The organism is Streptomyces sp. AC1-42W (genome assembly GCF_003248355.1).
GTDB lineage: Bacteria > Actinomycetota > Actinomycetes > Streptomycetales > Streptomycetaceae > Streptomyces.
This window is the reverse complement of record NZ_QKWY01000002.1, coordinates 177,102-201,541: the sequence shown is the minus strand read 5'-3', so window position 1 is coordinate 201,541 and position 24,440 is coordinate 177,102. Positions and strand designations below refer to the sequence as shown.

Annotated in this window: 18 protein-coding genes; 11 read left to right on the top strand and 7 right to left on the bottom strand. The window is 74.4% G+C overall.

The annotated features are described in order from the left end of the window. Nucleotides 1-46: 46 nt before the first annotated feature. The 4 genes from DNK56_RS18715 to DNK56_RS18700 are packed head-to-tail and all read left to right on the top strand — an operon-like array spanning nucleotide 47 to nucleotide 6,699. On the top strand, nucleotides 47-1,663 hold the full coding sequence (locus tag DNK56_RS18715; protein WP_111336266.1) for a nitroreductase family protein: 1,617 nt from the start codon (nucleotides 47-49) through the stop codon (nucleotides 1,661-1,663). Between the two features lie 13 nt (nucleotides 1,664-1,676). Next, nucleotides 1,677-4,451 carry a lantibiotic dehydratase gene (locus DNK56_RS18710; protein WP_111336264.1) on the top strand — a complete coding sequence of 925 codons (2,775 nt, stop codon included), beginning with the start codon at nucleotides 1,677-1,679 and terminating at the stop codon, nucleotides 4,449-4,451. Continuing rightward, nucleotides 4,439-5,584, top strand: a complete 1,146-nt coding sequence (locus DNK56_RS18705) for a lantibiotic dehydratase C-terminal domain-containing protein (RefSeq protein ID WP_111336261.1) — start codon at nucleotides 4,439-4,441, stop codon at nucleotides 5,582-5,584. The genes DNK56_RS18710 and DNK56_RS18705 overlap by 13 nt, the downstream gene beginning before the upstream one ends. Next, nucleotides 5,581-6,699 (top strand): M50 family metallopeptidase, encoded by a 1,119-nt coding sequence (locus DNK56_RS18700; protein ID WP_111336258.1) that lies wholly within the window; start codon nucleotides 5,581-5,583, stop codon nucleotides 6,697-6,699. Before DNK56_RS18705 ends, DNK56_RS18700 begins: the two co-directional genes overlap by 4 nt. 89 nt (nucleotides 6,700-6,788) lie before the next feature. Here the strand turns inward: DNK56_RS18700 and DNK56_RS18695 are convergent, their stop codons facing one another. After that, entirely contained in the window at nucleotides 6,789-7,988 is a 1,200-nt protein-coding gene (locus DNK56_RS18695; protein WP_111336255.1) for an RNA-guided endonuclease InsQ/TnpB family protein, read from the bottom strand. A 179-nt stretch (nucleotides 7,989-8,167) separates the two neighbouring features. Here DNK56_RS18695 and DNK56_RS18690 point away from each other — a divergent pair, with 179 nt between their 5' ends. Genes DNK56_RS18690 through DNK56_RS18680 form a run of 3 tightly spaced genes read left to right on the top strand, consistent with a single transcriptional unit; the run spans nucleotide 8,168 to nucleotide 11,876 of the window. Continuing rightward, nucleotides 8,168-9,163: an ABC transporter ATP-binding protein gene (locus DNK56_RS18690; RefSeq protein ID WP_111336252.1), complete on the top strand. Its 996-nt coding sequence runs from the start codon at nucleotides 8,168-8,170 to the stop codon at nucleotides 9,161-9,163. After that, nucleotides 9,160-9,915 carry an ABC transporter permease gene (locus DNK56_RS18685; protein WP_111336249.1) on the top strand — a complete coding sequence of 252 codons (756 nt, stop codon included), beginning with the start codon at nucleotides 9,160-9,162 and terminating at the stop codon, nucleotides 9,913-9,915. Before DNK56_RS18690 ends, DNK56_RS18685 begins: the two co-directional genes overlap by 4 nt. Beyond that, entirely contained in the window at nucleotides 9,912-11,876 is a 1,965-nt protein-coding gene (locus DNK56_RS18680) for a TOMM precursor leader peptide-binding protein (protein WP_241989993.1), read from the top strand. The genes DNK56_RS18685 and DNK56_RS18680 overlap by 4 nt, the downstream gene beginning before the upstream one ends. Before the next feature lie 113 nt (nucleotides 11,877-11,989). Here DNK56_RS18680 and DNK56_RS18675 read toward each other — a convergent pair whose 3' ends face one another. Next, the gene (locus DNK56_RS18675) at nucleotides 11,990-12,160 is read right to left on the bottom strand and encodes a thiazolylpeptide-type bacteriocin (RefSeq protein ID WP_018555848.1); all 171 of its coding nucleotides are present in this window, start codon (nucleotides 12,158-12,160) and stop codon (nucleotides 11,990-11,992) included. A 169-nt stretch (nucleotides 12,161-12,329) separates the two neighbouring features. Here DNK56_RS18675 and DNK56_RS18670 point away from each other — a divergent pair, with 169 nt between their 5' ends. Then, nucleotides 12,330-13,643 carry an amidohydrolase gene (locus DNK56_RS18670; RefSeq protein ID WP_111336246.1) on the top strand — a complete coding sequence of 438 codons (1,314 nt, stop codon included), beginning with the start codon at nucleotides 12,330-12,332 and terminating at the stop codon, nucleotides 13,641-13,643. Nucleotides 13,644-13,650: 7 nt separating this feature from the next. Here the strand turns inward: DNK56_RS18670 and DNK56_RS18665 are convergent, their stop codons facing one another. Further along, nucleotides 13,651-15,453 (bottom strand): AfsR/SARP family transcriptional regulator, encoded by a 1,803-nt coding sequence (locus DNK56_RS18665; RefSeq protein WP_111336243.1) that lies wholly within the window; start codon nucleotides 15,451-15,453, stop codon nucleotides 13,651-13,653. A gap of 162 nt (nucleotides 15,454-15,615) precedes the next feature. Between DNK56_RS18665 and DNK56_RS18660 the strand changes: the two genes are divergently transcribed. The 3 genes from DNK56_RS18660 (at nucleotide 15,616) to DNK56_RS18650 (ending at nucleotide 18,697) form a co-directional block, all read left to right on the top strand. Beyond that, nucleotides 15,616-16,602: a UbiA family prenyltransferase gene (locus DNK56_RS18660; RefSeq protein WP_111336240.1), complete on the top strand. Its 987-nt coding sequence runs from the start codon at nucleotides 15,616-15,618 to the stop codon at nucleotides 16,600-16,602. Nucleotides 16,603-16,970: 368 nt separating this feature from the next. Then, nucleotides 16,971-18,053 carry a sensor histidine kinase gene (locus DNK56_RS18655; protein WP_111336237.1) on the top strand — a complete coding sequence of 361 codons (1,083 nt, stop codon included), beginning with the start codon at nucleotides 16,971-16,973 and terminating at the stop codon, nucleotides 18,051-18,053. Continuing rightward, nucleotides 18,050-18,697, top strand: coding sequence for a response regulator (locus tag DNK56_RS18650; RefSeq protein WP_111336234.1), 648 nt, complete (start codon nucleotides 18,050-18,052; stop codon nucleotides 18,695-18,697). The genes DNK56_RS18655 and DNK56_RS18650 overlap by 4 nt, the downstream gene beginning before the upstream one ends. Nucleotides 18,698-18,746: 49 nt before the next feature. Here the strand turns inward: DNK56_RS18650 and DNK56_RS18645 are convergent, their stop codons facing one another. The 4 genes from DNK56_RS18645 to DNK56_RS18630 all read right to left on the bottom strand — a co-directional run bounded on the left by DNK56_RS18645 (nucleotide 18,747) and on the right by DNK56_RS18630 (nucleotide 24,439). Then, complete coding sequence (locus DNK56_RS18645; protein WP_111336232.1) at nucleotides 18,747-20,225, bottom strand: DHA2 family efflux MFS transporter permease subunit; 1,479 nt, start codon at nucleotides 20,223-20,225, stop codon at nucleotides 18,747-18,749. A gap of 103 nt (nucleotides 20,226-20,328) precedes the next feature. Further along, nucleotides 20,329-21,480 (bottom strand): hypothetical protein, encoded by a 1,152-nt coding sequence (locus DNK56_RS18640; RefSeq protein ID WP_111336230.1) that lies wholly within the window; start codon nucleotides 21,478-21,480, stop codon nucleotides 20,329-20,331. Then, on the bottom strand, nucleotides 21,477-22,124 hold the full coding sequence (locus DNK56_RS18635; RefSeq protein ID WP_111336227.1) for a hypothetical protein: 648 nt from the start codon (nucleotides 22,122-22,124) through the stop codon (nucleotides 21,477-21,479). The genes DNK56_RS18640 and DNK56_RS18635 overlap by 4 nt, the downstream gene beginning before the upstream one ends. Then, nucleotides 22,124-24,439 carry a beta-ketoacyl synthase N-terminal-like domain-containing protein gene (locus DNK56_RS18630; protein ID WP_111336225.1) on the bottom strand — a complete coding sequence of 772 codons (2,316 nt, stop codon included), beginning with the start codon at nucleotides 24,437-24,439 and terminating at the stop codon, nucleotides 22,124-22,126. The genes DNK56_RS18635 and DNK56_RS18630 overlap by 1 nt, the downstream gene beginning before the upstream one ends. Nucleotide 24,440: the final 1 nt, after the last annotated feature.

Below are 24,440 nucleotides of genomic sequence, written 5' to 3'. Positions count from 1 at the left end.
CAGCCCCACCGACCCATCCGAGCCCATGCGAGAGGGGGCCTCCCCCATGGGGTACGCCCATGAGTACGCCGACGCCGTCCTGCACCGGGGGCGCGTCCCGATGGAGCCCACCGACTTCGTCCCCGACTGGCCCGACGGCCCGCGCCGGGGGAAGTTCTACCCGGACGTGGAGCCCTACGCCCTCCCGGACGGCGACGGCCTCCCGGACGCCCCCGCCGCACGCGGTCTGCTGCCCGCCCCGCGCGACGGCGCGCGGCCGGGCGATCCGGCGGGATTCACGCTGCCGCTGCTGGCGGCGATGCTCAAGGACTCCTACGGGCTGACCGGCCGCCGCCTGGGCATCCAGGCCAACAGCGACCTGTCCGGGCTGCCGCTGCACACCCACGCCAACTGGTCACGGGGCACCGCGGGCGGCGGCGGGCTCTACCCGGTCAGCATCTACTGGGCGTCCGGCCCCTCCGGGCCGCTGACCCCGGGCATCCACTACTACGACGTCCAACGGCACGCCGTGCAGCGGCTGCTCACCGGTGACGTCACGGCCCGCGTCCGCGAGGCGCTGGGGCCCGGCGCCCCCGAGGAGGCCCGGCAGACCGACCAGTACCTGATCCTCGGCGTCAAGTACTGGCAGAACGCGTTCAAGTACAACAGCTTCTCGTACCACGTGGTCTCCACCGACCTGGGCACCCTCGTGCAGACCTGGCGGATCTGGGCGGGGGCGCGGGGGCTGGCCCCCGCGCCCGTCCTGTGGTTCGACGAGCCCCGGCTGAACGGCCTGCTCGGCACCTCGGGAGAGGAGGAGGGCGTCTTCGCCGTCGTCCCGCTCCGCTGGGACACCCCGAAGGCCACCGCCGCCCCGACCGCCCCCGCCGGGCCCGACCCCACCGTCCGGCACAGGGACTCCGAACGGTCGCGCACCGTACTGGAGTTCCCCACCCTGCTCGCCATGCACGCCGCGACCGCACAGGACCCCGCGAACCGCCCCGCCCCCGGCGCGCTGGCCGCCGCCGCGGCCCCGCCCACCCCGGCCGGCGGCACCCGGACCGCCCTGCCCGCCCCGGAGTTCCCCGCCGTCCCCGTACGGCGCGCCCTGCGCGGCCGGCGCAGCAGCTTCGGCCGCTTCGACGCGGCGCGCCCGGTCACGCCCGCCCAGCTGTCCGCCGTACTCGCGGCCTGCGCCGGCACGTCGCTGCCCAGCGACGCGGACCCGGACGGCGCGGTGCGCCAGGCCCGGATGTACGCCTTCGTCAACCATGTCGAGTCCGTCGCGCCGGGCGCGTACGCCTACGACCCCGAGGCCGAGGAGCTGCGGCTCGTCGAGGCCGGGCCGCAGGGGGCCTTCCTGCAGAACACCTACTTCCTCGCCAACTACAACCTGGAGCAGGCGGGTGCCGTCCTCGTGCCGACCGTCCGCACCACCGCGGTGCTGGACGCGGTCGGCGACCGCGGCTACCGCCTCGCGGCCGGCACCGCGGGCGCCGTGGCCCAGACGTTCTACGTGGCCGCCGCCGCGCTCGGACTCGGCGCGGGCGTCGCGCTCGGCTTCGACAACATCTCGTTCATCGAGAAGCTCGGCCTGGGCGACGGCGACGAGGCGCCCCTGCTGATCATGCCGCTCGGCAACGAGCGCCCCCGGCCCGCCGACTTCCGGCACGAGATCGCCTGACGGGAACCCTGCGATGACACTCCTGACATCCGACACCACCCCCCGTGCGCCCGACGTGTGGGAACCCGGACACCGCTTCCTGCTCCGCGCGGCCGGCCTGCCCCTGGAGACCGTGCGCGGCCTGCGCTGCCCGGACACCGGCGACTGGGCGGACGAGGCCCTGGAACTGGAGGAGCGGCTGACCGCCGAGGGCGCCGCGCTCAGCGAGCTGCTGCACGGGCTGCTCGGCGCCGCCGACGCGGCCGGCAGCGAGGCCCGCCGCCTGCTGCTCCGGGTGCGCCGCGAGGTCTTCAACAACCGGCTGCCCGCCGATCCCCGGGCCGCCGAGCGCCTGGTGACCGGGCTGTCCGCACCGGCGGGCGCCCGGCTCGCCCACTGGCTGACCCACCGCGCCCGGTACGCCGAACTGCTGGACCGGGGGCCCGGGTTGCTGGCCGGTGAGATGCGCGACGCGCGCCGGGCACTGCGCGCGGCCCTGGCCGGGGACCGGCTCCGGCTGGGGCTGCTGCTCGCCTCGCCCACCCTGGACAGCAGGCTCGGCGGATACCTGGACGACACCGGCGCCGAACCGGGCAAGCGGATGCGCAAGATCGAGCGTTCGGCACTCACCTACCTCTACCGCACCGCGTGCAAGACGAGCCCCTTCAGCACCCTGACCGCCGTCGCCACCGGCACCTTCGACCCGGGCGCCGCGCCCTCCGCCTCCCTCGGCCCGCGCCTCGCCGAGGAGTGGACCAGCCATGTCCGGCTCAACGTCGTCGTCCTGGGCCGGCTGGCCGACCTGATCCTCGCCGACCCCGTCCGCCGCCGGGACCTCCCCGTCGTCCTCGCTCCGGGCTGGGGCCGCGACGAGGACCGCATCCGCTACGTCCGCCAGTGGGTGACCGCCGGCGACGACAGCGCGGCCGTCACCTTCGACGCCGTCCGCGACCGGCTGTTCTACCTGCGCGGCAGCGGCACCCTGGACCGGCTGCTCACGTTCTTCTCCACCCACGAGGGGCTGCGCCACCGGGACCTCGTGGACCTGCTGCGCACCGAGCGGGGCGCCGGGCCGGACGAGGCCGAACGCTACGCGGCCGCCCTCCTCCAGCTCGGCATGGTCCAGGTGCCGGGCCTGCGCACCGACGTGCACAGCGCCGACCCGCTGCGCTCCTTCCAGCAGGCCCTGCGCGGCCTCGGCGCCCCCTGGGCGGACGCGGTCGCCGCCTCGCTCGACGGACCGGCCGCCTGCCTGGCCGCGTACCCGTCCGCCCCGCTCGCCGAACGGCGCGCCCTGCTCGGCACCCTGCGCGCCCAACTCCTCGACATCCAGCGGGAGCTGGGCGCCGAGGAGGCCGCCCTCCCGCAGACCCTGGTGTACGAGGACGTCAGCGCGGGCGAGGACCTGCCCGGCGGGCCCGGACCCCTGGCCGGCGCCACCGGGCAGGCGCTGCGGCGGGTCGAGGGCATCCTCCCGATGTACGACATCACGCTGCCCCAGCGCATCACCCTCAAGGGCTTCTTCCTGGCCCGGCACGGCAACGGCGGGCGCTGCGACGACCTGCTCGGCCTGGTGCACGACTTCCACGAGGACTTCTTCGACCAGTACATCTCGTTCACCTCCCAGCGCAGCGCCTTCGACGCCGACGGCGAGTACGTCCCCGAGGAGAACTGGCTCGGCCAGAGCGCCCTGCGCACCCTGGACTCGGCACGCCGGCGCTTCGTCGCCGGGATGCGCGAGCAGTGGGAGAAGCACGGGGCGTCAAACGAGATCCGGCTGCCCGCCGCCCTCCTCACCGAGGTGGCCGGTGAACTCGCTACCATCGCCCCGGACTTCACCCCGCAGAGCCATCACATCCAGGTCGCCGGCGACGACGCGGACGGCCGGCCGCTGATCGTCCTCAACCGCTCCTACGGCGGACTCGCCTTCCCCTTCAGCAGGTTCACCCACGTCTACGACCCGGACGGCTCCGCGCCCCCGGACGCGCCCCCCGGCCTCTCGGAGCGGCTGGCCGGCGAACTCCTCGCCCGCGCCCCGCAGGGCACCGTCCTCGCCGAGCTGACCGGCGGGCCGATCACCACCAACCTCAACCTGCACGGGCGGCTGACCAGCCATCAGATCGTCTGCCCCGGCGAGACCTCCACGGTGCCCGAGGACGCCCGCATCCACCTGGAGGACCTGTACCTGCGGCACGACGAGGCCACCGACCGGCTCGTCCTGCGCTCCCGGCGGCTGGAGCGCGAGGTCGTCCCCGTCTACCTCGGCTACCTCGTGCCCGTCGCCCTGCCGGAGATCCCGCGCACCCTGCTGCTGCTCTCCCCGAGCACCATGACGCCCACGGACGTCTGGGGCAGCGTCCCCGAGGGCCCCGCCCGCGACGGCGTCACCCGCAGGCCGCGCGTCGTCCACGACGGGGTCGTCGTCAGCCGCCGCAGCTGGACGGCCGACGCGCGGGTGCTGCCCGCGCGCACGCCCGGCGCCGACGAGGCCGGCTGGTTCCTCGGCTGGCGGCGCTGGCGGCGCGCCCACGGGCTGCCCGCCCAGGTATTCGCGACGGTCCTGCGCGAGGGGCGCCGCGCCCTGGGCGCCAAGCCCCTGTACGTGGACTTCGACAGCCCCCTGTCGCTGACCGCGTTCGACGCCCTGCTGGAACGGGGCCCCGGCGACGCCGTGGTCCTGCGGGAGATGCTCCCCGCCGAGGACGCCCCGCACGCCGTCTCCGCACAGGGCCACCACGTCGCCGAACTGGCCGTGGAGACCTTCACCTCCCGCCCGCGTACCGAGGACGGCCCGACATGCCGGAACTGATCTCGTCCAGCCCCGCCCGCCCCGACGCCACGGAACGGGGTGACTGGATCGCTCTGCACGTCTTCTACGCGGCCAGCCCCCGGCCGATGCTCGTCAACTGCGTCCGGCCGCTGGTCGCCGAACTGACCGCCGAAGGGCTGCTGGCCGGCCACTTCTTCATCAACTACTGGCTGGAGGGGCCGCACGTCCGGCTCCGGCTGCGCCCCGCGAGCCCCGCCGCCGCCCCGGAGGTGCGCCGGCGCGCCGAGGCGGCCCTCACCGCGTTCCTCCGGACCCGGCCGGCCCTCTACGAGGTCGACTCCGGGTTCCTCAAGGACTTCTACAACGAGCTGTTCGACATCGAGTTCCCCGGCGAGGACCGCAGCCGCTACATGGGCGCGGACGGCCGGATGAACCTGCGGCCGAACAACTCCTTCAGCGCGGAGCCGTACGCCCCCGAGTACGCCAAGTACGGCGGCCCCGCCGGGGTCGAGCTCGCCGAGTGGCACTTCCGGCACTCCAGCGACCTGGTCATCGACGCCTTCCGCACCATGAACCTGCATCTGCGCACGGTGCTCCTCGGCACCTCCGCCCAGCTGATGATGGTGATGTCGAGCTGCTTCCTGCCCGAGGACGACCGCCTCGCGGACTACCTCGACGGCTACTACGCGTTCTGGCACCGGGCGTTCCCCGGCACCGGCTTCATCGGCTCGAAGGAGTACGAGCGCAACTACGCCCGGATGGCGCCCGCGCTGGGAAGCCGCTTCGCCGCGATCCGGGCCGCCGTCGCCGCCGGTGAGCTCGGCCGGCTGCCCTCCTTCCTGCGCGACTGGGCCGCCCACTGCCTGGAACTGCGGGACCGCGTCACCGATCTCACCATCCGGGGCGAACTCCTCTTCCCGGCCTGGGACGGACCCGCCCGCGAGGACACCGGCCAGGAACGCGCCGAGCCGGAGACCCCCCTGACCGCGCTCACCCATGTCCCGGCCGTCCTGCCCCGGCTGCTCTCCCCCTACATGCACATGACCAACAACCGGCTGCATGTGACGATCCGCGACGAGGCGTACCTCTCCTTCGTCCTCGGCCAGGTGCTGCGCGAGCCGGTCGGCGCGGCACCGGAGGACACCGGCCGGGGCGGGACGGCGGACTCGTGAACCCGGCCACCGACCGCGCCCGGTCCGCCGCCCGCGCCTACCGGCCCGCACTCAGACCCGGCGTCCTGCTCAGCCCGCCCCTGCTGCGCGGCCCCCGCACGGTGCACCTGCTCAAGCACCCGGTGAGCGGGGCCGCGTTCGAGGTCGGGCCCAAGGAGCACTTCCTCATCTCCCGCCTCGACGGCACCCGCACGCTGGACGACCTGGTACCCGCCTACGCCGAACGCTTCGGCCGCCGGCTCGCCGAGGAGCAGTGGAACCGGCTCCTCGGCCTCCTCGGCACCCGCGGCCTCCTGGCCGGCGCCCCCGACCCGCCGCCCGCCGCCCCGCCCCCGGCCCGCACCGGCGGCCTGTGGCACGGCACCCGGAGCCTGGTCGCCGACGCCGACCGGACCACCGCCCGGCTCCACCGCGTACTGCGCCCGCTGCTGCACCCGGCCGTCCAGCTCCCGCTGCTGGCCGCCGTCCTCGTCACCGTCGTGACCCTCGCCCTGCACACCGGCGAACTCCTGGACGGCACCGACGAGCTGATCCGGGAACCGGCCGCCCTGCTCGGCGCCGCGCTGTTCCTGTGGTTCAGCATCACCCTGCACGAAGTGGCCCACGGCGTCGCCGCCCGGCACTACGGCGGCACGGTCACCGAGATCGGGCTGCGCTGGCGGCTGCCGGCGGCGATGCTCTACTGCACCGTCGACAACTACCTCTTCCTGCCCGCCCTGCGCGCCCGGCTCGTCATCGCCGGGGCGGGCGCCCACCTCAACATGGTGCTGCTGCTGCCCTTCGCGCTCTGGTGGTTCCTGCTGCCCCAGGGCGACCCCACCAGGGTGCTGCTGGCCGGGCTGCTGCTGCTCGGCACCGTCCAGGGGCTCAGCAACCTCGTCCCGCTGCCCCCGCTCGACGGCTACCGGATGCTCGGCCATCTGCTCGGCACCGCCCGCCTGGCCCCCGAGACCCGCACCTACCTGGCGCTGCGCCGGAGCGATCCGCCGGCCGCCGCCGCGTACCCCCGCCGGGCCCGGCGCCTCTACACCGCGTACGCCGTCTGCTTCGTCGTGCTCGTCCTCCTCGCCGCGACGGGCACCTGCGCCGCGGCGTACCTGCTCCTGACGGGGTGACCCGAGGTGACCACGCCACGCGCCCGCCCCCGACCGGAAAGGAACCCCGCACCACTTGACTCCCTCCCCTCCCTGGTGGGAGGGGAGTCCTACGGCTCGCGCCGTGGGGTTTTCTGCTTCGTCGCCGACTGCCCGCCCGGAGAACTCCGTTGAGGTCTTACACCAGCTCCACAGACAGACACCGCCAGCCCGGCGGCCAGAAGGTTCTTCGCCGCGTTCACGTCCCGGTCGTGGACCGTCCCGCAGCTGCCGCACGTCCAGATACGGACGTTCAGCGGCATCCCGCCCCGCAAGGTGCCGCAGGCGGAGCACAGTTTGGACGAGGGGAACCAGCGGTCGACCGCGATCACTTCGCGCCCGTACCACCGGGCCTTGTACTCCAGCATGCTCCGGAACTCGGCCCACGCCGCGTCACTGATGGCGCGCGCCAGGCTCCGGTTCTTCGCCATGTTCCGGACGCTCAGGTCCTCGATCACGATCGTTTGGTTCTCACGAACGAGCCGGGTGGTCAGCTTGTGCAGGTGGTCACGCCTGCGGTCGGCGATGCGGGCGTAGACCCTGGCGGCCTTCCGGCGGGCCTTGCGGCGGTTGGCGCCGTCACCCCTGGCCTTGCGGGCAAGCTCCCGCTGCGCCCTGGCGAGACGGGCACGGTCACGGCGCTCGTGCCGGGGGTTGGAGATCTTCTCACCGGTGGAGAGGGTCAGAAGGTGGCCGATTCCGACGTCGATGCCGACGGCCGCGCTAGTGGCGGGGAGCGGCTTCACGGACGGGTCCTCGCACAGCAGGGACACGTACCAGCGCCCGGCCGCGTCCTGGGACACGGTCACCGTGGACGGCGACGCCCCCTCCGGGAGGGGGCGGGACCACACGATGTCCAGCGGCTCCGCCATCTTCGCCAGGGTCAGCTTTCCGTCCCGGAACCGGAACGCACTGGTGGTGTACTCCGCCGACTTCCGGGACTTCTTCCGCGACTTGAAACGCGGATACATGGCCCGCTTGCCGAAGAAGTTCGCGAACGCCGTCTGGAGATGCCGCAGCGCCTGCTGGAGCGGGACGGAGGAGACCTCGTTGAGGTAGGCGAGTTCCCCGGTCTTCTTCCAGGCCGTCAGCATCGCCGACGTCTGGTTGTAGTTCACCCGCTCCTGCCGCGTCCACGCTTCCGTGCGCGCCGCGAGAGCCAGGTTGTAGACCTTCCGCACACACCCGAACGTGCGCGACAGCTCGGCCGCCTGCGCGTCAGTCGGACGGAAGCGGTACTTGAACGCCCGCTTCACGTGAGTGGTCTTCACGGTTCACATACAACTGCATCAGCTTGTGGCAAGCGGGCAGTTGGGGGTGTCCGCCGGTCCGCCCCGGCGGCGAACCAGCTCTTCCTGCCCCGCTCCGCAGGAGCTTCGTTTCTCCCCCGCAAGCGGGAAGTACCCCCGCCCCCGGCTCAGGCCGGGGGTATCCACGAAGGACAACCCCGATGAGTGAGGTACAGGCGATGCCAACCAGCCCCGGCGAGGACGCCGCCCCCGCCCCCGCCGTCCGCGTCCGTGACGTCTCCAAGCGCTACGGGGAACGCCGGGCCCTCGACGACGTGTCCCTGGAGATCGGCCGCGGCGAGTTCTTCGGCCTGCTCGGCCCCAACGGCGCCGGCAAGTCGACCCTGGTGGAGATCATGGAGGGGCTGCGCCGGGCCGACAGCGGCACGGTCGCCGTGTTCGGCGCGTCCCCCTGGCCCCGCGACACCGCGCTGCTGCCCCGGATCGGCATCCAGACCCAGTCCTCCGCCTTCTTCGTCCGGCAGCGGGCCCACGAACACCTGCGCACCGTCGCCGCCCTCTACGGCGCCCCGCGCGGCGCCGTGGACGCCACCCTGGACGCCGTCGGGCTCACCGAGCAGCGCGACATCCAGGTGGAGAGCCTCTCCGGCGGGCAGCGCCAGCGCCTCGCCATCGCCTCGGCCCTCGTCCACGGCCCCGAGCTGATCTTCCTGGACGAGCCCACCGCAGCCCTCGACCCGCAGGCGCGCCGCGATCTGTGGGAGGTGCTGCGCGCCCTCAAGGCACAGGGCCGCACCATCGTCTACACCACCCACCACCTGGACGAGGCGGAAGCGCTCTGCGACCGCATCGCGATCCTCGTGGAGGGCCGGATCGCGGTCACCGACACCCCGCACAACCTCGTCGGCGGGTTCGAGGCGCCCAGCAGGCTGCTGCTGCCGCTCGGCCGCCTCGGCGAGGAGGAGGCGGCGGCCGTCCCCGGCGTCGACCGGGTCACCGTCCAGGGCGGCTCCCTCGTCCTGGAGACCCGGGAGACCGGCCGGGTCCTCAGCGCCCTCGACAAGCTGACCGGCCTCGACGGCGTCCAGACCCGCACCGCCGGCCTGGAGGACGTCTACCTCGACCTCACGGCCCGGTTCACCCGGTCCGCGCACGCCACCCGCCGGAACGCCGACACCACGGAGCACCAGCCATGAGCGCCTACGCCGCACTGGCCGCAGCGGGCTACCGCGCCCAGATCCGCGACAAGACCACCCTCTTCTTCACCTTCGCCTTCCCCCTCCTCTTCCTCGCCGTCTTCGGCCTGATCTTCCGGGGCCAGGACGTCGAGGAGAGCGGCCTGTCCTACCTCTCCTACACCGCCGCCGGAGTGCTGTCCTGGGGCGTCGCCAACGCCGCCGTCTTCGGCATCGCGTTCACCCTGATGCAGTGGCGGACCGACGACATCCTGCGCCTGATCCGGATGTCCCCGGCCCCGCTCAGCGCCGTCATCGGCTCCCGCTACGTCATCGCCCTGGTCGTCGGCGCCGTGCAGTCGCTGCTGTTCGTCGGCGTCTCCATGCTGCCGCTGTTCGGCCTCCGCCCCGCCTCCGGCTGGCCGCTGCTGATCCCGGTGCTCCTCCTCGGGGTCACCACCTTCCTGCTGCTCGGCGTCATCATCGGCTCCTTCGCCGACACCCCGGAGTCCGTCGCCGCCACCGCCAACTTCCTGATGCTGCCGATGGCGTTCCTCTCCGGCTCCTTCTTCCCGCTGGACTCGATGCCGTCCTGGCTCCAGAACGTCTCCGTGGTCCTGCCGCTGCGCTACCTCAACGACGCCGTGTCCCACGCGCTCGCCGGACGCGGAGACCTCTCCGACGTCTGGACGGGCTGCGCCGGACTCGTCTTCTTCGCCCTTGTCTTCGGCGTCGCCGCCGTCAAGACCTTCCGCTGGACGAGGTCCTCATGAGCACCCCGACGCGCACCGCCCCCGCCGCGAAACCCGCCCCCATGGACCTGGCCCGCACCGCGCTCCACGCCGCCCTGGCCGACCGCACCGGACGCGACGTCCCCGTCGTCCCGGTCGGCGCCACCGACGCCACCGCCGCCCTCGGCGACCGGGGCGCCCCCGACCCCTGGGCCGCCGAACGCCCCGGCGCCCGCGTCCACCTCACCGCGTCCGCCGTCCTCATCGGCCCCTGGGGCGGCGACGGCACCGCCCCCGCCTGCGGACGCTGCCTCGCGATGCGCTGGCAGCGCCTGCGCAGCCGCAGCGAACGCGACGCCCTGGAGACCGGCGGCCCCGACGGGCCCCGCCCCGCGGGCGCCTGGCCCCGGCTCACCGCCCACGCCCACGACGCCGCGGCCGCGCTGTACCGCGCGCTGCTGGACGGCCCCGGCGCCCGGCCCCCCGCCGCCCTCCCGGCCGACCGGCGGCTGCCCCAGGTCACCCGGCTGGACCTGGCGACCCTCCGGGTACGGACCTACCCGCTGCTCGCCGACCCGCTCTGCCCCGACTGCGCCCCGCCGCCCGCCCCGGCCGGGCCCCGGCCGCTCGCCCTGGTGACCCGCCGCAAGCCCGACCCGGACGGCTACCGGCTGCGCCCCGCGTCCGCGTACCCGCTGCCGGAGGAGGCGCTCGCCAACCCCGTCTGCGGGGTGCTGGGCGGCGGCACCTGGAACGACGTCACCTCGCCGACGACCGCGCCCGTCGCCGGAAGCGTCTTCGTCCGGGGCTACGCCGGGCTCAACGACGTCACCTGGAGCGGCCAGGAGAACGCCTTCTCCACCAGCCGCACCCTCGCCTTCCTGGAGGGCCTGGAACGCTACGCCGGAACCCACCGGCGCGGCCGCACCACCCCCGTCACCGGCTCCTGGACGCAGCTGAAGGACGACGCCGTCGACCCCGCAGTCTGCGGCCTGTACACCCCCCGCACCTACCTCGACGACCCGCTCGTCGACGCCTTCGACCCGGACCGCGCCATCCCCTGGGAGTGGGGCTGGTCCCTGCGCGACGACAGGCCCGTCCTGGTCCCCTCCCGGCTCGTCTACTACAGCGCCGGACTGGCCGCCGACAACTTCGTCTTCGAGTGCTCCAACGGCTGCGCCATCGGCGGCGGCCTGGAGGAGGCCGTCCTCGGCGGCCTCCTCGAACTCATCGAACGGGACGCCTTCCTCAACGCCTGGTACGGAGACACCAGGCTCACCGAGATCGACCTGACCACCGTCGGCGGACGGGCCGCGCCCGCCATGGCCGAACGCGCCGCCCTCCAGGGCTACGACGTGCACGTCCTGGACAACCGCGTCGACCTCGCCGTCCCCGTCGTCACCGCGCTCGCGGTACGCCGCGACGGCGGCCCCGGCGCCCTCTCCTTCGCCGCGGCCGCCTCGCTGGACCCGCGCGCCGCGGTCGAGGGAGCCCTGTCCGAAGTCCTCACCTACATCCCGCACCTCGCCCGGCAGACCGAGGAACGCCGCGAGGAACTGGAGGCCATGGCCGACGACTTCGAGCGCGTACGCCACCTCAAGGACCACGCCCAGCTCTACGGCCTGCCCAGGATGGCCGCCCACGCCGAGAGCTACCTGCGCCCCCTGGCCGTGCGCCCCTTCGCCGAGGTCTACCGGGACTGGGAGGCCACCGGCCGGCCCCGCACCGGCGATCTGCGGGACGACCTGCTCGCCGTCATCGGCGAACTCGCCGGCGCCGGGCACGATGTGATCGCCGTCGACCAGACCACGCCGGAGCAGGAACGCATGGGCCTGCGCACCGTCGCCACCCTGGCGCCCGGTCTCCTGCCGATCGACTTCGGCTGGAACCGCCGCCGCGCCCCGTTCATGCCCCGGCTGCGCACCGCGCTCCGCCGGGGCGGCCACCGCACCACCGACCTCACCGAGGCCGGGATGCGCATGGTCCCGCACCCCTTCCCGTAACCGTGCTCCTTCCCGTGACCGTGTCTCGCGGCGCGGTCACGGGAAGCGCCCGGTACCCCGGGAACGGGTACCGGGCGCGTACGCCGCTCGTCAGCGGCGCGGCCGACGTGACGTCAGGCGGAGCAGGAGGTGGTGCTGGTGGTGGAGCTGCACGTCGAGGTCGAGCTGGTGCTGGTGGAACCGGCGAGCACGACCTCGCTGGCGTCCGAGTAGTCGGAGATCTCGAAGGTCTCGGCCTCCAGTTCGAGGATCTCGTCGGCGAGGGTGCTCAGGTTCTTCTCCATGATGTCTCCTCCGGTCCTGGGCCACCGTCTCCGGGGCCGCCACCTGTGCGCACCCCGGCGGGGTGCGCACAGCCATTGCACCGCCCCGCGCTCACCGCTCGGCATGCCTCCCGCACGCACATCGCTGGCACGCGACGCCAGCGGCCCGACGAACCCCTCCTGGAGCGCCATGACCCAGCCCGCCCCGCCCCGCCCGCCGCAGCCGGCCCACCCGCCGCAGTCGCCCCACCCGGCCCTCTCCGCCGCGCTCGCCCGGGAGACGGTCCGCCCCGCCCTCACCCTTTACCTGGACGTCCACCGCCACCCGGAGACGTCCGGCGAGGAGGCCCGCACCGCCGCCCTGTTCGCGGACCGGCTCACCGCCGCCGGACTCGACGTCACCCGGGGCGTCGGCGGCCACGGCGTGGTCGGCGTGCTGCGCAACGGCGACGGCCCCCGCGTCTACCTGCGCGCCGAACTCGACGCCCTGCCGCTCGCGGAGCGCACCGGCCTCCCCTACGCGAGCACCGGCCCGGCCATGCACGCCTGCGGCCACGACCTCCACCTGGCGGCGGCCACCGGCGCGGCGGACCTGCTCGCCCGCACCACCGCGCACTGGCGCGGCACCCTGGTCGTCGTGGGCCAGCCCGCCGAGGAGACCCTGACCGGTGCCCGCGCCATGCTGGCGGACGGCCTGTACGAACGGTTCGGCAGACCCGGCACGGTCCTCGCCCAGCACGCCGCGCCGCTCCCCGCCGGGCTCATCGCGCACGGCGGCCCGCACGCCCCCGTCACCGCCGCGAGCGCCGCCCTCACCGTCGTCGTCCACGGCCGGGGCGGCCACGCCGCGACCCCGCACCTCACCGTGGACCCCGTGGTCACGAGCGCGGCGGTGATCGGCCGCCTCCAGACGATCGTCGCCCGCGAGGCCGCCCCCGCCGAACAGCTCACCCTGACCGTGGGCACCCTGCGCGCCGGCACGGCCGTCAACGTCGTCCCGGACACCGCCGAGCTGGGCATCGGCCTGCGCGCCCTCTCCGACGACACCCTGGACCGCGCGCTGGCGGCCGTCGAGCGCATCGTCCGGGCCGAGTGCGCCGCGTCGGCCTGCCCCCGCGACCCGGACCTGACCCTGCTCTCCCGCTCCCCCGCCCTGCACGGCGACCCGGCCGCGACGGAGGCCGTCCGCTCCGCCCACACCGCCCTGTACGGACCCGAACGCGTCACCGGCTGGCCCCCTTCCCTGGCCGCCGAGGACTTCCCCCTCTACGGGGACGCGGGCCGCGAACTCCACGGCGAGGCGGGCATCCCCCTGGTCTACTGGATGCTGGGCACCACGAGCCCCCGCCAGTGGGCGGCCACCGCCGGCCGCGACATCCCCCCGAACCACTCCCCCCACTTCGCCCCCGCCATCCGCACAGCCCTCCCCACCGCGATCACGGCCCTCACAGCGGCGGCCCTGAACCGCCTGACCGGGGACTACGCGCAGGGGACGCCGGAATGACGGGCGCTCACGCCACCGCCGACAGGCGGGGGGTCGTGTCCGGGGTCGGGAGGGGGAGGGTGTGGGCGCAGTCCTGGAGGAGTTGGGGGATCGCCAGGTGGGCCGGGTCGGGTTCGTCGGCCAGGTTGTGGTCCAGCAGGGTGTCGAAGAGGCATTCCACGGCCGCCGGGGCCAGGCCCGTCGCGGCGCAGGTCTGCGGAATGTCGTGGACGGGGGCCGGGTGGAGGGCCAGGGCCCGGGTGAACTCCAGGGCCTCGCGGGGGAGGTGGGCGTAGGAGAGGGCCAGGACGGACATCAGGTCGCGGTCCGCGGTGCGCAGGAACGCGGCGCGGCCGCCGCTCGTGCACAGGCGGGCCGTCACGTCCGGCACCTTCCACGAGGGGCGGTCGCGCAGCCGGGTCGCCGCGATGCGCAGGGCCAGCGGGTGGTGCCCGCACAGGGCGACCGTCCGGTTCAGCGACGCGCCGGCGCATGCCTCGCCCGCGATGCGGCGGAACAGGGTCTCCGCCTCCGCCGGGGCCAGCGCGCCCAGCGGCAGGGAGAGGGCGCCGTCCGTCGCGGTCAGCTTGCGGCGGGTGGTGACCAGGGTGAGCGTGTCGCCCGTGCCGGGCAGCAGCGGGGCCACCTGGGCGGCGTCGGCCGCGTTGTCCAGGACGAGCAGGGCGCTGCGGCCCGCGAGCCGGGAGCGCCAGATGGCGCTGCGCTCGGCCAGGCCGGCCGGGAGGCTGCCGGGCGCGGCTCCGTCCGAGCGCAGCAGCACGCCGAGCGCCTCCTCGGGGGTCAGCGGGGCGCGCCCGGTGCTGAAGCCGTGCAGGTCCACGTAGAACTGGCCGTCCGGGTGGTCCGAGGTGCGGCGGTGGGCGAAGTGGACGGCGAGGGCCGTCTTGCCGATGCCGCCCATGCCGTCGATCACGACCGTACGCGGGAACCCGTCGCTCAGGTCGTCGACGGCCCGGTCGAGCCTGGCCAGTTCGGCGGCGCGGCCGGTGAAGTCGGGCAGGTCGCGCGGCAGGTAGTTGTCCTGGGCGGGCCGGGCCGCGGCGGGCCGGGCGGGCGCGGCGGCGCGGCGCTGCACCCGGGGGGCGTCCGCGAGGATCTCGGTGTGCAGATGGCGCAGCCGCGGTCCCGGTTCCAGGCCCAGTTCGTCCGCCAGCAGCCGCCGCCCCTCGTCGTAGACGGCGAGCGCGTCCGCCTGCCGGCCGCTGCGGTACAGGGCGAGCATCAGGCTGCCGCGCAGGGCGTCGCGCAGCGGGTGCCCGGCGGTGAGCGCGGACAGTTCGGCGACCAGGGAGCCGGTCTCGCCGGCCGCGAGGCGCAGCTCCATCAGCTCCTCGACGGCCGTGAGCCGCTGCTCGTCGAGCCCGGCCGCGGCCGCCCGCACCGCGGGGCAGTCGATGTCGGCGAAGGCGTCGCCCCGCCACAGGTCGACCGCCGCCTGGAGCAGCCGCATCGCCTCGGTGTCGCGGCCCTCCCGGCGGGCGGCGCGGGCGGCCCGTACCCCTTCGGTGAAGCGGTGGGCGTCCACCGCCCCGGCGGGTACGTCCAGCCGGTAGCCGATGTCCACCGTGACGAGTCCGGCGCCCGCGGAGCCGGCCAGGGCGGCGCGCAGGTCGCGGATGGCGTTGTGCACCTGGTGGCGGGCGGAGGCGGGCGGGTCCTGCCACAGCTCGTCCACCAGGACGTCCATGGACACCGCGTGCCCCGCGTTCAGCAGCAGAACGGCAAGCAGCCGGCGGCGACGCATTCCGCGGAGCCGGACCGGCTCTCCCGACTCGCGTACCTCCACCGGTCCCAGAACCAGGAAATCCATCTTCCGCTCCCCCCTGACGTTCCGCATCATGCAGCGTGATCGCGACACTGGTGACGCTAGGCGCGCGGGGCCTTCGTATTCAACGCGAGTACTTCCCAAGGCACATGGCCTACCTCAAAAGACACACGTCGGAACGTCGAGTTCCCGCCTTAGGTTCCACCCATGACTCAGGCCCTTACGCCTCGCCTCTCGCCCTCGCCCACCTCCTCCTCCGCCTCCGCGTCCGGTGCGTTCGACCTCTCGGGGTCCGCACTGCTTTCGGCCACCCGCACCGTGCGGCTGTGCCTGCGGGAGGCACGCCCGCTGGTCCAGGTGATGTTCGTCCTGCGGTTCGTCACGGGGGCGCTGCTGACGGCGTCCGCCGCGCACCAGCGCCCCGACGCCCCGCATCTGCTGTGCGGTGCGGCGGCCTGGTGGGCGGTGACGGTCAGCGTCTACGTCTTCAACGGGGTGAGTGACCTGCGCGAGGACCGGGCCAACCGGTCCCAGCGGCCGCTGGCCAGCGGCCGGCTGACCGAGGACGCGGCCCGCCGGGCCGTGGTGGCGAGCGCGCTGGCCGGGCTGCTGCTCGGCTGCGCGGCGGGCTGGAAGGTGGCCGAGGCCGCCGCCGTCTTCCTCGTCCTCGGGTACGTGTACTCCGCGCCGTGGGTCGCCGCCAAGTGCCGTTCCTGGTCGGCGTCGGCGGTCACCTGCGCCGCCGCGGGGACCACCTACCTCGCCGGGGTCGCCTCCTCCGGCAGCGCGCTCAACGCCGAGTCGGCCGTCTTCGCCGCGGTGCTCTCGCTCGGCGTGGGGCTGATCGCGGCCGTCGCCAAGGACCTGGGCAGCACCCGCGGCGACGCCCTGGCGGGCCGGCGCACCCTGGCCGTCGTACGCGGCGAGCACAGCGCCCGGCGCTTCTGCGCGGTCGCCAGCGGCACGCTGACGCTGGCCCTCACCGCCGGCGCCCTGTGGGTGCACGAGGTGCCGCTCGACGCGGCGGCCGTCGTCTTCGCGGTCGGCGCCCTGTGCGTGGCGGGACGCTGCCTGCCGCCCCGGGCCCGCGACGGCCGGATCACGGACCGTGAGCACCGGGCTCCGTACCGGAGCTGGATGGCCACCCAGTACGCCGTCCACCTCGCCGCGCTCGCCGCACTCCTGCTCGTCTGAGCCCCACGATCCCCGTCTCGCACTCGCCTTCGGGCAAGAGGCTCTTGGCCCGACCGGCGAATGGGGGGCGGCGTCGCGGGCCCGGGCACGCACTCCCCCAAGCTCTCGGCTTCGCTCGACCAGGGAGGGGCCCCCTCCGGCGTTGTCGTCAATCACCATGGCTCCTTCCCCAAGCTCTCAACTTCGTTCGAGCAGGGAGAGGCCCCATCGCCTCAATCCTCCGCCTTGCAGCCGCACGCACCCAGCCCCGCTCCTTCACCCACCCCCCATTCGCCGGTCGGACTTAGTATGATCCCGGCCGGGCGGGTGATCGTGGGGGAGTCGGACCGTCCACGACCAGGCGACTCCCCATATCGAGGGGGCGCACCGTGGAACTCTCAGCCGACCCGGCAACCGAACGGTCCAGCCTGATCGAGTCCGCCATCGCCCGCTACGCCGACGAACTGCGCGAGACCACCAACCCGCTGGTGCTGCGGCCGGAGCTCTGGGTCTCCTGCGAGAGGCAGGCCCGGCAGATACTCGGCGAGTGCGTCGCCACCCTGCACGGCACCCCGGTCCAGGTCGCCGAAGGGGCCGAACTCACCTCGATGGCCCTCGGGGTGCAGCGCTCCTTCGAGAAGGTCTCCCCGATCGACTCGGTGCACGCAGCGCGGGTGCTGTTCGACGTGGCGGTGGAGACGATGACCGAGGCCGCCGCCCAACTCCCGCCCGAGGTCGCGCTCTCACGCTTCCTGACCGCCGTACGGACCCTGCACGAGGGGATCTTCGCACGGGTCAGCGCCGCCGCTATCGGCTACGAATCGGTCCCCCTGCGCGACGTCGGCAAGGCCAGCACCGCCCGCCGCCACCAGCTCGCCCACGATCTGCACGACCACATCGGCAGCAGCATCGGCCTGGCCCTGCGCTGCCTCGACCTGTACAGCATGGAGCAGGCCAAGGGCATCGAATCCCCGCGCGACCGGCTCCAGGACGCCCGGCAGGCCCTGCGCGACGTGTTCAGCTTCACCCGCACCATGGTCAGCGGGCTGCGCGTCAACGAGCTGCACGACGGCCTGAAGGAGGAGATCGACGCCTACAGCGCCGCCGCGTCCGACCGGCCGGCCGAGGTGTTCTCCCGGATCGACGGCGACGAGTCCTGGCTGCCCGAACAGACCCGCCAGGAGCTGTTCCTCGTGGTCCGCGAAGCACTGCGCAACGCCTTCGCGCATGCCAGGGCCCGCCGGATCGACGTCCTCGTCAAGGTCTTCCCCGACGCCGCGCACGCCAGCGTCACGGACGACGGGGTCGGGCTGCCCGACCCACCGCGCGAAGGCGACGGCACCGGCCTGACGGCCATGCGGCAGCGGGTGAGCGCCGTCGGCGGGACGCTGGACGTGCTGAGCGAACCCGGCCAGGGAACCCGGGTCCAGCTCCGCATCCCGCTGGACGGCGCCGGAACGGCATGCCGATGAGCGGGGGACCGGCCGAATCCGGCGACATCCGGGTCCTGGCCGTGGACGACCACCGGCTGCTGCGCGAAGCACTGTGCGAACTCCTGGAGATGTACGACGGATTGACGGTCGTCGCGCAGGCCGACGACGGGCCGAGCGGGGTGCGGCTGGCCGGCCTGCACCGGCCGGACCTCGTCCTGCTCGACGTGGAGATGCCGGGCCCCGGCCCGCTCGCCAACCTGCGGGGCATCCGCCAGGCGGCGCCCGAGGCACGGGTCGTCATCCTGACGATGCACGACGACCGCCAGCTCATCGACTCGCTGCTGTCCGCCGGGGCCGTGGGCTACCTCCACAAGGAGGTCGACCGGGAGGTCCTGGTCTCCGCGATCCGCAGCGCCATGGCCGGCGGCACGACGATGTTCCTGTCGCGCAAGGCGAGCGGCGCGGGCCCCGAGCGGGGACCCGCGCCCGCCGACACGCTGACCCTGCGCGAGCGGGAGCTGATGGAGCTCGTCGCCCAGAGCATGAGCAACCGGCAGATCGGCAGCCGGCTGGGGATCACCGAGGGCACGGTCAAGCGCCATCTGCGGAACATCTTCGACAAGCTCGGCGCCACTTCACGGCTGGACGCGGTCAACCGGACGTTCCCGAGCCGCCGTTACTGAGCCGAAGTCACCGAGCTGCCTTCACTGAGCCGCCGTCACTGAGCTGCCGCTACTGGGCCGAGGCGGCCCGCGCGGCCTTCTCGCGGCGGTCGGCGATCAGCAGCGCGACGGCCGGGGCGAGGGTGAGCGCGTAGACGACGAGCAGCAGGTCGAAGGAGTCGGCGAACGCGGCCGGCACGAGCCCGTGGTGCGACTGCGCGGCCCGGTCCAGGACGACCGTGACCACCGCCAGGGCGAAGGTGCCGCCGATCCGCTGGGCCAGGTTGAGCTGCGCGGAGGCGTCCGGGATGGAGCGCGGCTCGACCGACTCGAAGGCGCGGGTCATGGCCGGCACGATGGTCAGGCCGGTGCCCAGGCCCCGTACCGCGAGCGCCGCGCACATCAGCACGTACGACGTGCTGGACGACAGGGCGGTCAGCGGGGCGGTGGCCAGCATCGTCAGGACGATCCCGATCACGACGGTGGTGCCGCCGCCGATCTTCTTCATGATCGGACGGCAGGCGAGCCCCGCGACGACGACCCCGGTGCCGCCCGCCGACATCAGCAGACCCGTGGTGACGGCGCTCTCGCCGCGCGCCGACTCGAAGTACAGCGGGATCAGCATCATCGGCGAGAAGAGGACGAAGCCGAGGCAGAAGATGTTGATCGCGGCCGTGCGGTACACGCCGTGCGTGAACAGGCGCAGGTCCAGCAGCGGCGCCTCGGCGCGCAGTTGGTGCCGTACGAAGACGGCGCCGCTCACCGCGGCCACCACCAGCGGCACGAGGAAGGCGGGGTGGGCGGACAGGCCCGTCTCGGAGAAGGCGTGCACGGCCAGCACCACACCGACCGTGCAGGCGGCGGCGGTCAGCAGGCCCAGGACGTCGAGCGGGCGCCGCCCCTCCCCCTGGCCGGCCGGGGCGTCCTTGCGGACCCGGCGCACCGCCACCACCAGCAGCAGCGCGCACAGCGGCAGGTTGACGGCGTAGACCGCCCACCAGCCCCAGGCGTTGACCAGCAGACCGCCCACCGTGGGGCCGAGCAGCGGGCTGATCAGCATGACGCTGCCGTTCAGCGCCTGGACCTGGCCGAGGCGTTCCTTCGGCATCCCGCTGGTGAGCAGCATCGTGGAGACCGGGACGAGCACGCCCGCGGCGGCGCCGGACAGGGCGCGCCCGGCGATCAGTTCGGTGAGGCTCGTACTGAAGGCGCAGACCGCCGAACCGGCCGCGAACGAGGCGACCGATGCGATGAACGTACGGCGGGTCCCGAAGCGGGAGGCCAGCCAGCCTGCGGCCGGCATCAGCGCGACCAGGGCCAGCAGATAGGCCGTGACGACCCACTGGACCTGGTTGATGCTGCCGAAGCGGGCGGACGTGTCGGCCAGCGAGACGTTGACGATCGTGGTGTCGAGCTGGGCGATGAAGGCGCCGCCCACGGCCGCGGCGATGGTGATGATCGCGGTCCGGGTGGCGGCCGCCGCCGCGGCCGCCGCGACGGGGCTCGGCTCCGCCGGCGCCGGGGGCTCGGTTCTCTGGTCCAGGGACATGCGGGGTCGTCCTTAAGGGTGCGTCGTGGATCGGGCTCGGGGGTCCGTCGGGGACGGGGTCGGCGCTCGGGGCGGGGCCGGCGGGAGGTGGGCGGCCGCGGGGTCAGCCGGCGGTCAGCGCCTCGGCGATGTCGTCCAGCAGCGCTCCCGCCTTCTCGCGGGCGCCCGGCCGGTCGCGGCAGGCCAGGGTCAGTTCGGTCTCGCCGCCCACCCGGCAGGCGCTCAGGAACATCTCGGCGTACGGGACCAGCATCGGCAGCGTGGAGAAGGAGGTGGCGCGGAAGGCGGGCGCCGCGAAGACGTCCGGGTCGACCTCGCCGTGGTCGGAGATGATCGCCGTGCAGGGGAAGCTGTGGCCGTCGAAGGCGCGGGCCTCGCTCAGGTTGTTGGCGAACGGGTTGTCGCGCAGGAAGTCGCGGTCGAGCACGGCGACCTCGGTCTTCGCCATCAGGGCCCGGATCAGCGTGGAGTGCACGCGCTTCCAGCTGTCGTCCCGGCGCAGGTCCAGGACGAGCTGCGAGGTCAGGTTGGCGGTGGAGCGCATCGCGGGGTCGTGGCGGCGCAGGTCCACCGGGACGATCAGCCGGCCGGTGTCCGTGGCGAGGTGGCGGGAGAGCGCGGCCGCGGCCCGCGCGGTCGTCCCGGACGGGGTGGCGGCCACCCGGCGGCGCAGCCACAGCGGTCGTTCGCCGGGCTCGCCCTCGCCGATGATCGCGGGCAGTCCGGTGAGCCGGGCGGCCTCGGGGGCCGGGCGGACCTCGCCCGCCGCCGCGCGGAAGTGGGCGTCGTCCACGGTGTCCGGGCAGCCGGCCGGCTCCTCGCCGCGCAGGGCCCGGAAGAGGTCGGCGATCCACTGCCGCAGACCGCGCCCGTCGGTGACGATGTGGCTGGCCCGGACGATCAGCCGGGTGGTCCCCCCGTCGCGGACGAGGCCCAGTTCGCAGACGGGTCCGGTGACCACCGACAGGTCGCGGTGGAAGAACGGGTGGTCCAGGCCGCTGCCCGCCGGCAGTTCCACGACCTCGGGGACGGTGCCGGCCGCGCGCCACAGCGCGCCCCGGCGGCGTACCGCGAGGCCCGGACTCGCCTCGGTCGCCAGCCGCGCGGCGCTCCGCAGCGCGTCCGCGTCGAGCGTGCCCTTGCCCTCGACGACCATCTGGATGAGCTGCGGGGTGCCGGTCGCGGCGGCGTTGAGGTAGCCGCGCTCGATCGGGGAGATGCGGCGGGTGTACGGCCGCACGGCGGTGAGGGTCATTCCTCCTCCAAGTGGTGGAAGCGCACCGGAGCCGGTGCGTCGCAGGCGAGGGCGAGGTGCAGGGGCGGTTCGCCCTCGGCCCGCAGGACGACGGAACGCACCTCGTAGGTCTCGGTGTTCACGGGCCGCCAGCCCGGCCGCCAGGGCGGCAGCCGGGTTCCGGCGAAGGTCTCCTTGGTCAGGTGCGACGCCTTGATGAGCGCCTCGCACTCGGCGAAGTCCCTGATCGTGGCGGGCTCCTCGCGGCCCAGCAGGTCGCCCAGCCAGCGCAGGGCGTGCGGCCGGTCGCGTTCGTCCTGGAGGTCCACGCCGATCACCCGCCCGGCGGGCGCGAACGCCACCGCGCTGTACGCGCCGACGTGGGCCACCGAAGCGGACAGGCCCAGCGCGGGCACCGACCAGCGCTTGAGGCCGTCCCGCGCCAGCTCGCCTGCGGTGATCCGGCGCCCGTACGTGCGGTGCAGCGCCTCGGCGATCAGGGAGCGGCCCGAGGCGGAGAGCCGGTTCCCCATCCGGTCGCGGGGCAGTCCTCGGTGCCGGGAGACCAGCACGTTCACCGTCTCCGCCGCCGCCGCGGGCCCGTCGGGCGCCAGCGTGTACCCGGTGGCTCCGGGGTCGCCGGGCAGACCGATCAGGGCGGCCATCACGCCTCCGGGTCGAGGACGGCCGCCGCGTAGCTGCCGCCGTACGCGAAGCTCGACAGGACCACGGGGCCGGGGATGCCGTCGCCGGTGAGGGCGGCGACCAGGCCGAGGGCGCCCGCGCTGCCGTAGGTCTCGCCGAGCAGGGCCTTGGGGGCCAGGACCGGCCGGCCGTCGAGCCCGGCGTGGCGCAGGGCGGCCCGCTGGGCGAGGTCGACCAGCGGATGGCCGGAGGCGGCCGAGACGACCGTGCCGACGCCCTCCGGGGCGAGGTCCGCCTCGGCGAGCGCGGAGCGCAGGGAGCGCCCCCAGGCCGCGCCGTCCCTGGCGATGCGGCCGATGCCGGCCGGTTCGCCGCCGGCGCCGAAGCCCCGGACCGCCGCCAGGACGCCGGCGCCCCGGTCCGCGGCCGCCTCGCGGCTCTCCAGCAGGATCGCGGCGGCGCCCTCGCTGAGCACGGCGCCGGTGCGCCCGCCGGGTACGACGTGCGCGCTCCTGGCGTAGCCGGGCAGGGCCGCCTGGGTGGCGAGGGCCTGCTCGGGGAACTCGTCGGCGACCACGACCATGATCCGCTCGGCGGCGCCGCGGGCGATGACCCGGGCGGCAAGCTGGAGCGCGAACACGGAGCTGGTGCCGCCGTTGGCGATGGTCGCGGTGTAGCCGCGGAAGCGGTGCAGCATCGCCACGTGGCCGGCCGCCGCGTTGACGACCGTGTTGGCGAACAGGGACGGGTTGGCGCCGGTGATGCCCGAGCGCACGACGCCCTCGTGGAACTTCAGGACCGATGTGACCGGCCCGTAGCCGGTGGCGAAGACGACACCGGTCGACTCGGCCACCGCGCGCGACGGCTTGCCGTGGCGGGCGTACAGGTCGCCCACGGCGGACGCGGCGAGCAGGCTCAGCGGGTCCATGCGGCGGGCCCGGCTGGGGTTGGTGCCGCGCGCCGCGGCCTTGATGTCGGCCCGGCCGACCGGCACCCGGCCGACGCCCGGAACCTCCTCGAAGGTGTCGAAGCAGGGCCGCCCCCCGGCGAGCGCCGCCATGACCGCCTCGGTGCTGCCCGCCGTTCCGGCCATCCCCGCGACGCCGGTGACGACGACCTCGTGGACCGCCTCGCGGCGCGGCGGCCGGGAGCCGGTGCGGCCGGGCCGGTTGATGACGACGGAGGCGTTGTTGCCGCCGAACGCGAAGGAGTTGGACAGCACCACCTCGGGGTGCGCCTCGCGGCCCATGTCCGGGATGACGTCCAGGCCGTACGGGGAGGGGACGCCGCGGGTGTTGATGGTGGGCGGCAGGACGCCCCGGTCGATGGCCAGGGTGCTCACCACGGCCTCGACCGCGCCGGCCGCGCCGAGGGTGTGGCCGAGGATGGACTTGGTGGAGCTGGCCGCCGGGATCTCCAGGCCGAACAGGAGCTTCAGCGCCTTGGGCTCGGAGGCGTCGTTGGCGGGGGTGCCGGTGCCGTGCAGGTTGAGGTAGTCCACGTCGGCCGGGGTGAGGCCCGCCGTCTCCAGGGCCTGCGCCATGGAGGAGCAGGCGCCCTTGCCGCTGGGGTCGGGCGCGGTCTGGTGGTGGCCGTCGCAGGACAGCCCGTAGCCGCCCAGCTCCGCGAGGACGCGGGCGCCGCGCGCCTCCGCCCGCTCGACGGACTCCAGGACCATGAATCCGGCCCCCTCGCCGAGGGTGAGCCCGGTGGAGGCGGACAGCGGCGAGCACGGTTCGGAGTCCAGGGCGCCCAGCGCGCTGAACCCGTAGTGGGACAGCTCCGCCAGCGGGTCGACGCCGCCGCACACCACGTAGTCGACGTCCCCCTTCCACAGCAGCTCGGCCGCGTAGCCGAGGGCGACGGCGCTGGCCGCGCAGGCGTTGGAGAGGACCACGCGCGGGCCGCGCAGATCGAACTCGGCCGCGATGTAGTCGCCCACGCAGGGCAGTTGCGAGGCGACCGCCCGGTCGAGGTCGAGCCGGCCCTCCAGGACGAGGGTGCGGTGGGTGGCCTCCAGCGTCGGCATGGCGCCGAGGCTGGAGCCCACCACGACGGCCACCCGTTCGCGGTCCACCGTGTCGAGGTCGAGGCCGCTGCCGTGCAGGGCCTCACGGATCGCGGTGGCCGCCAGCGCGTAGCAGCGGTCCAGGTCGGCGGGCTGCTCGGCGGTGGACATGCCCGCCCAGTCGGTGAGCAGCTCGGTGGTGTCGAAGAGGGTGTTGGTGCGGATGCCGGTGGTGCCGGCGGCGATCGACGCCCAGCTCTTCTCGACGTCGTCCCCGGCCCCGGTGATCAGCCCCAGGCCGGTCAGGGCGATGTTCGCAGGTGTCATG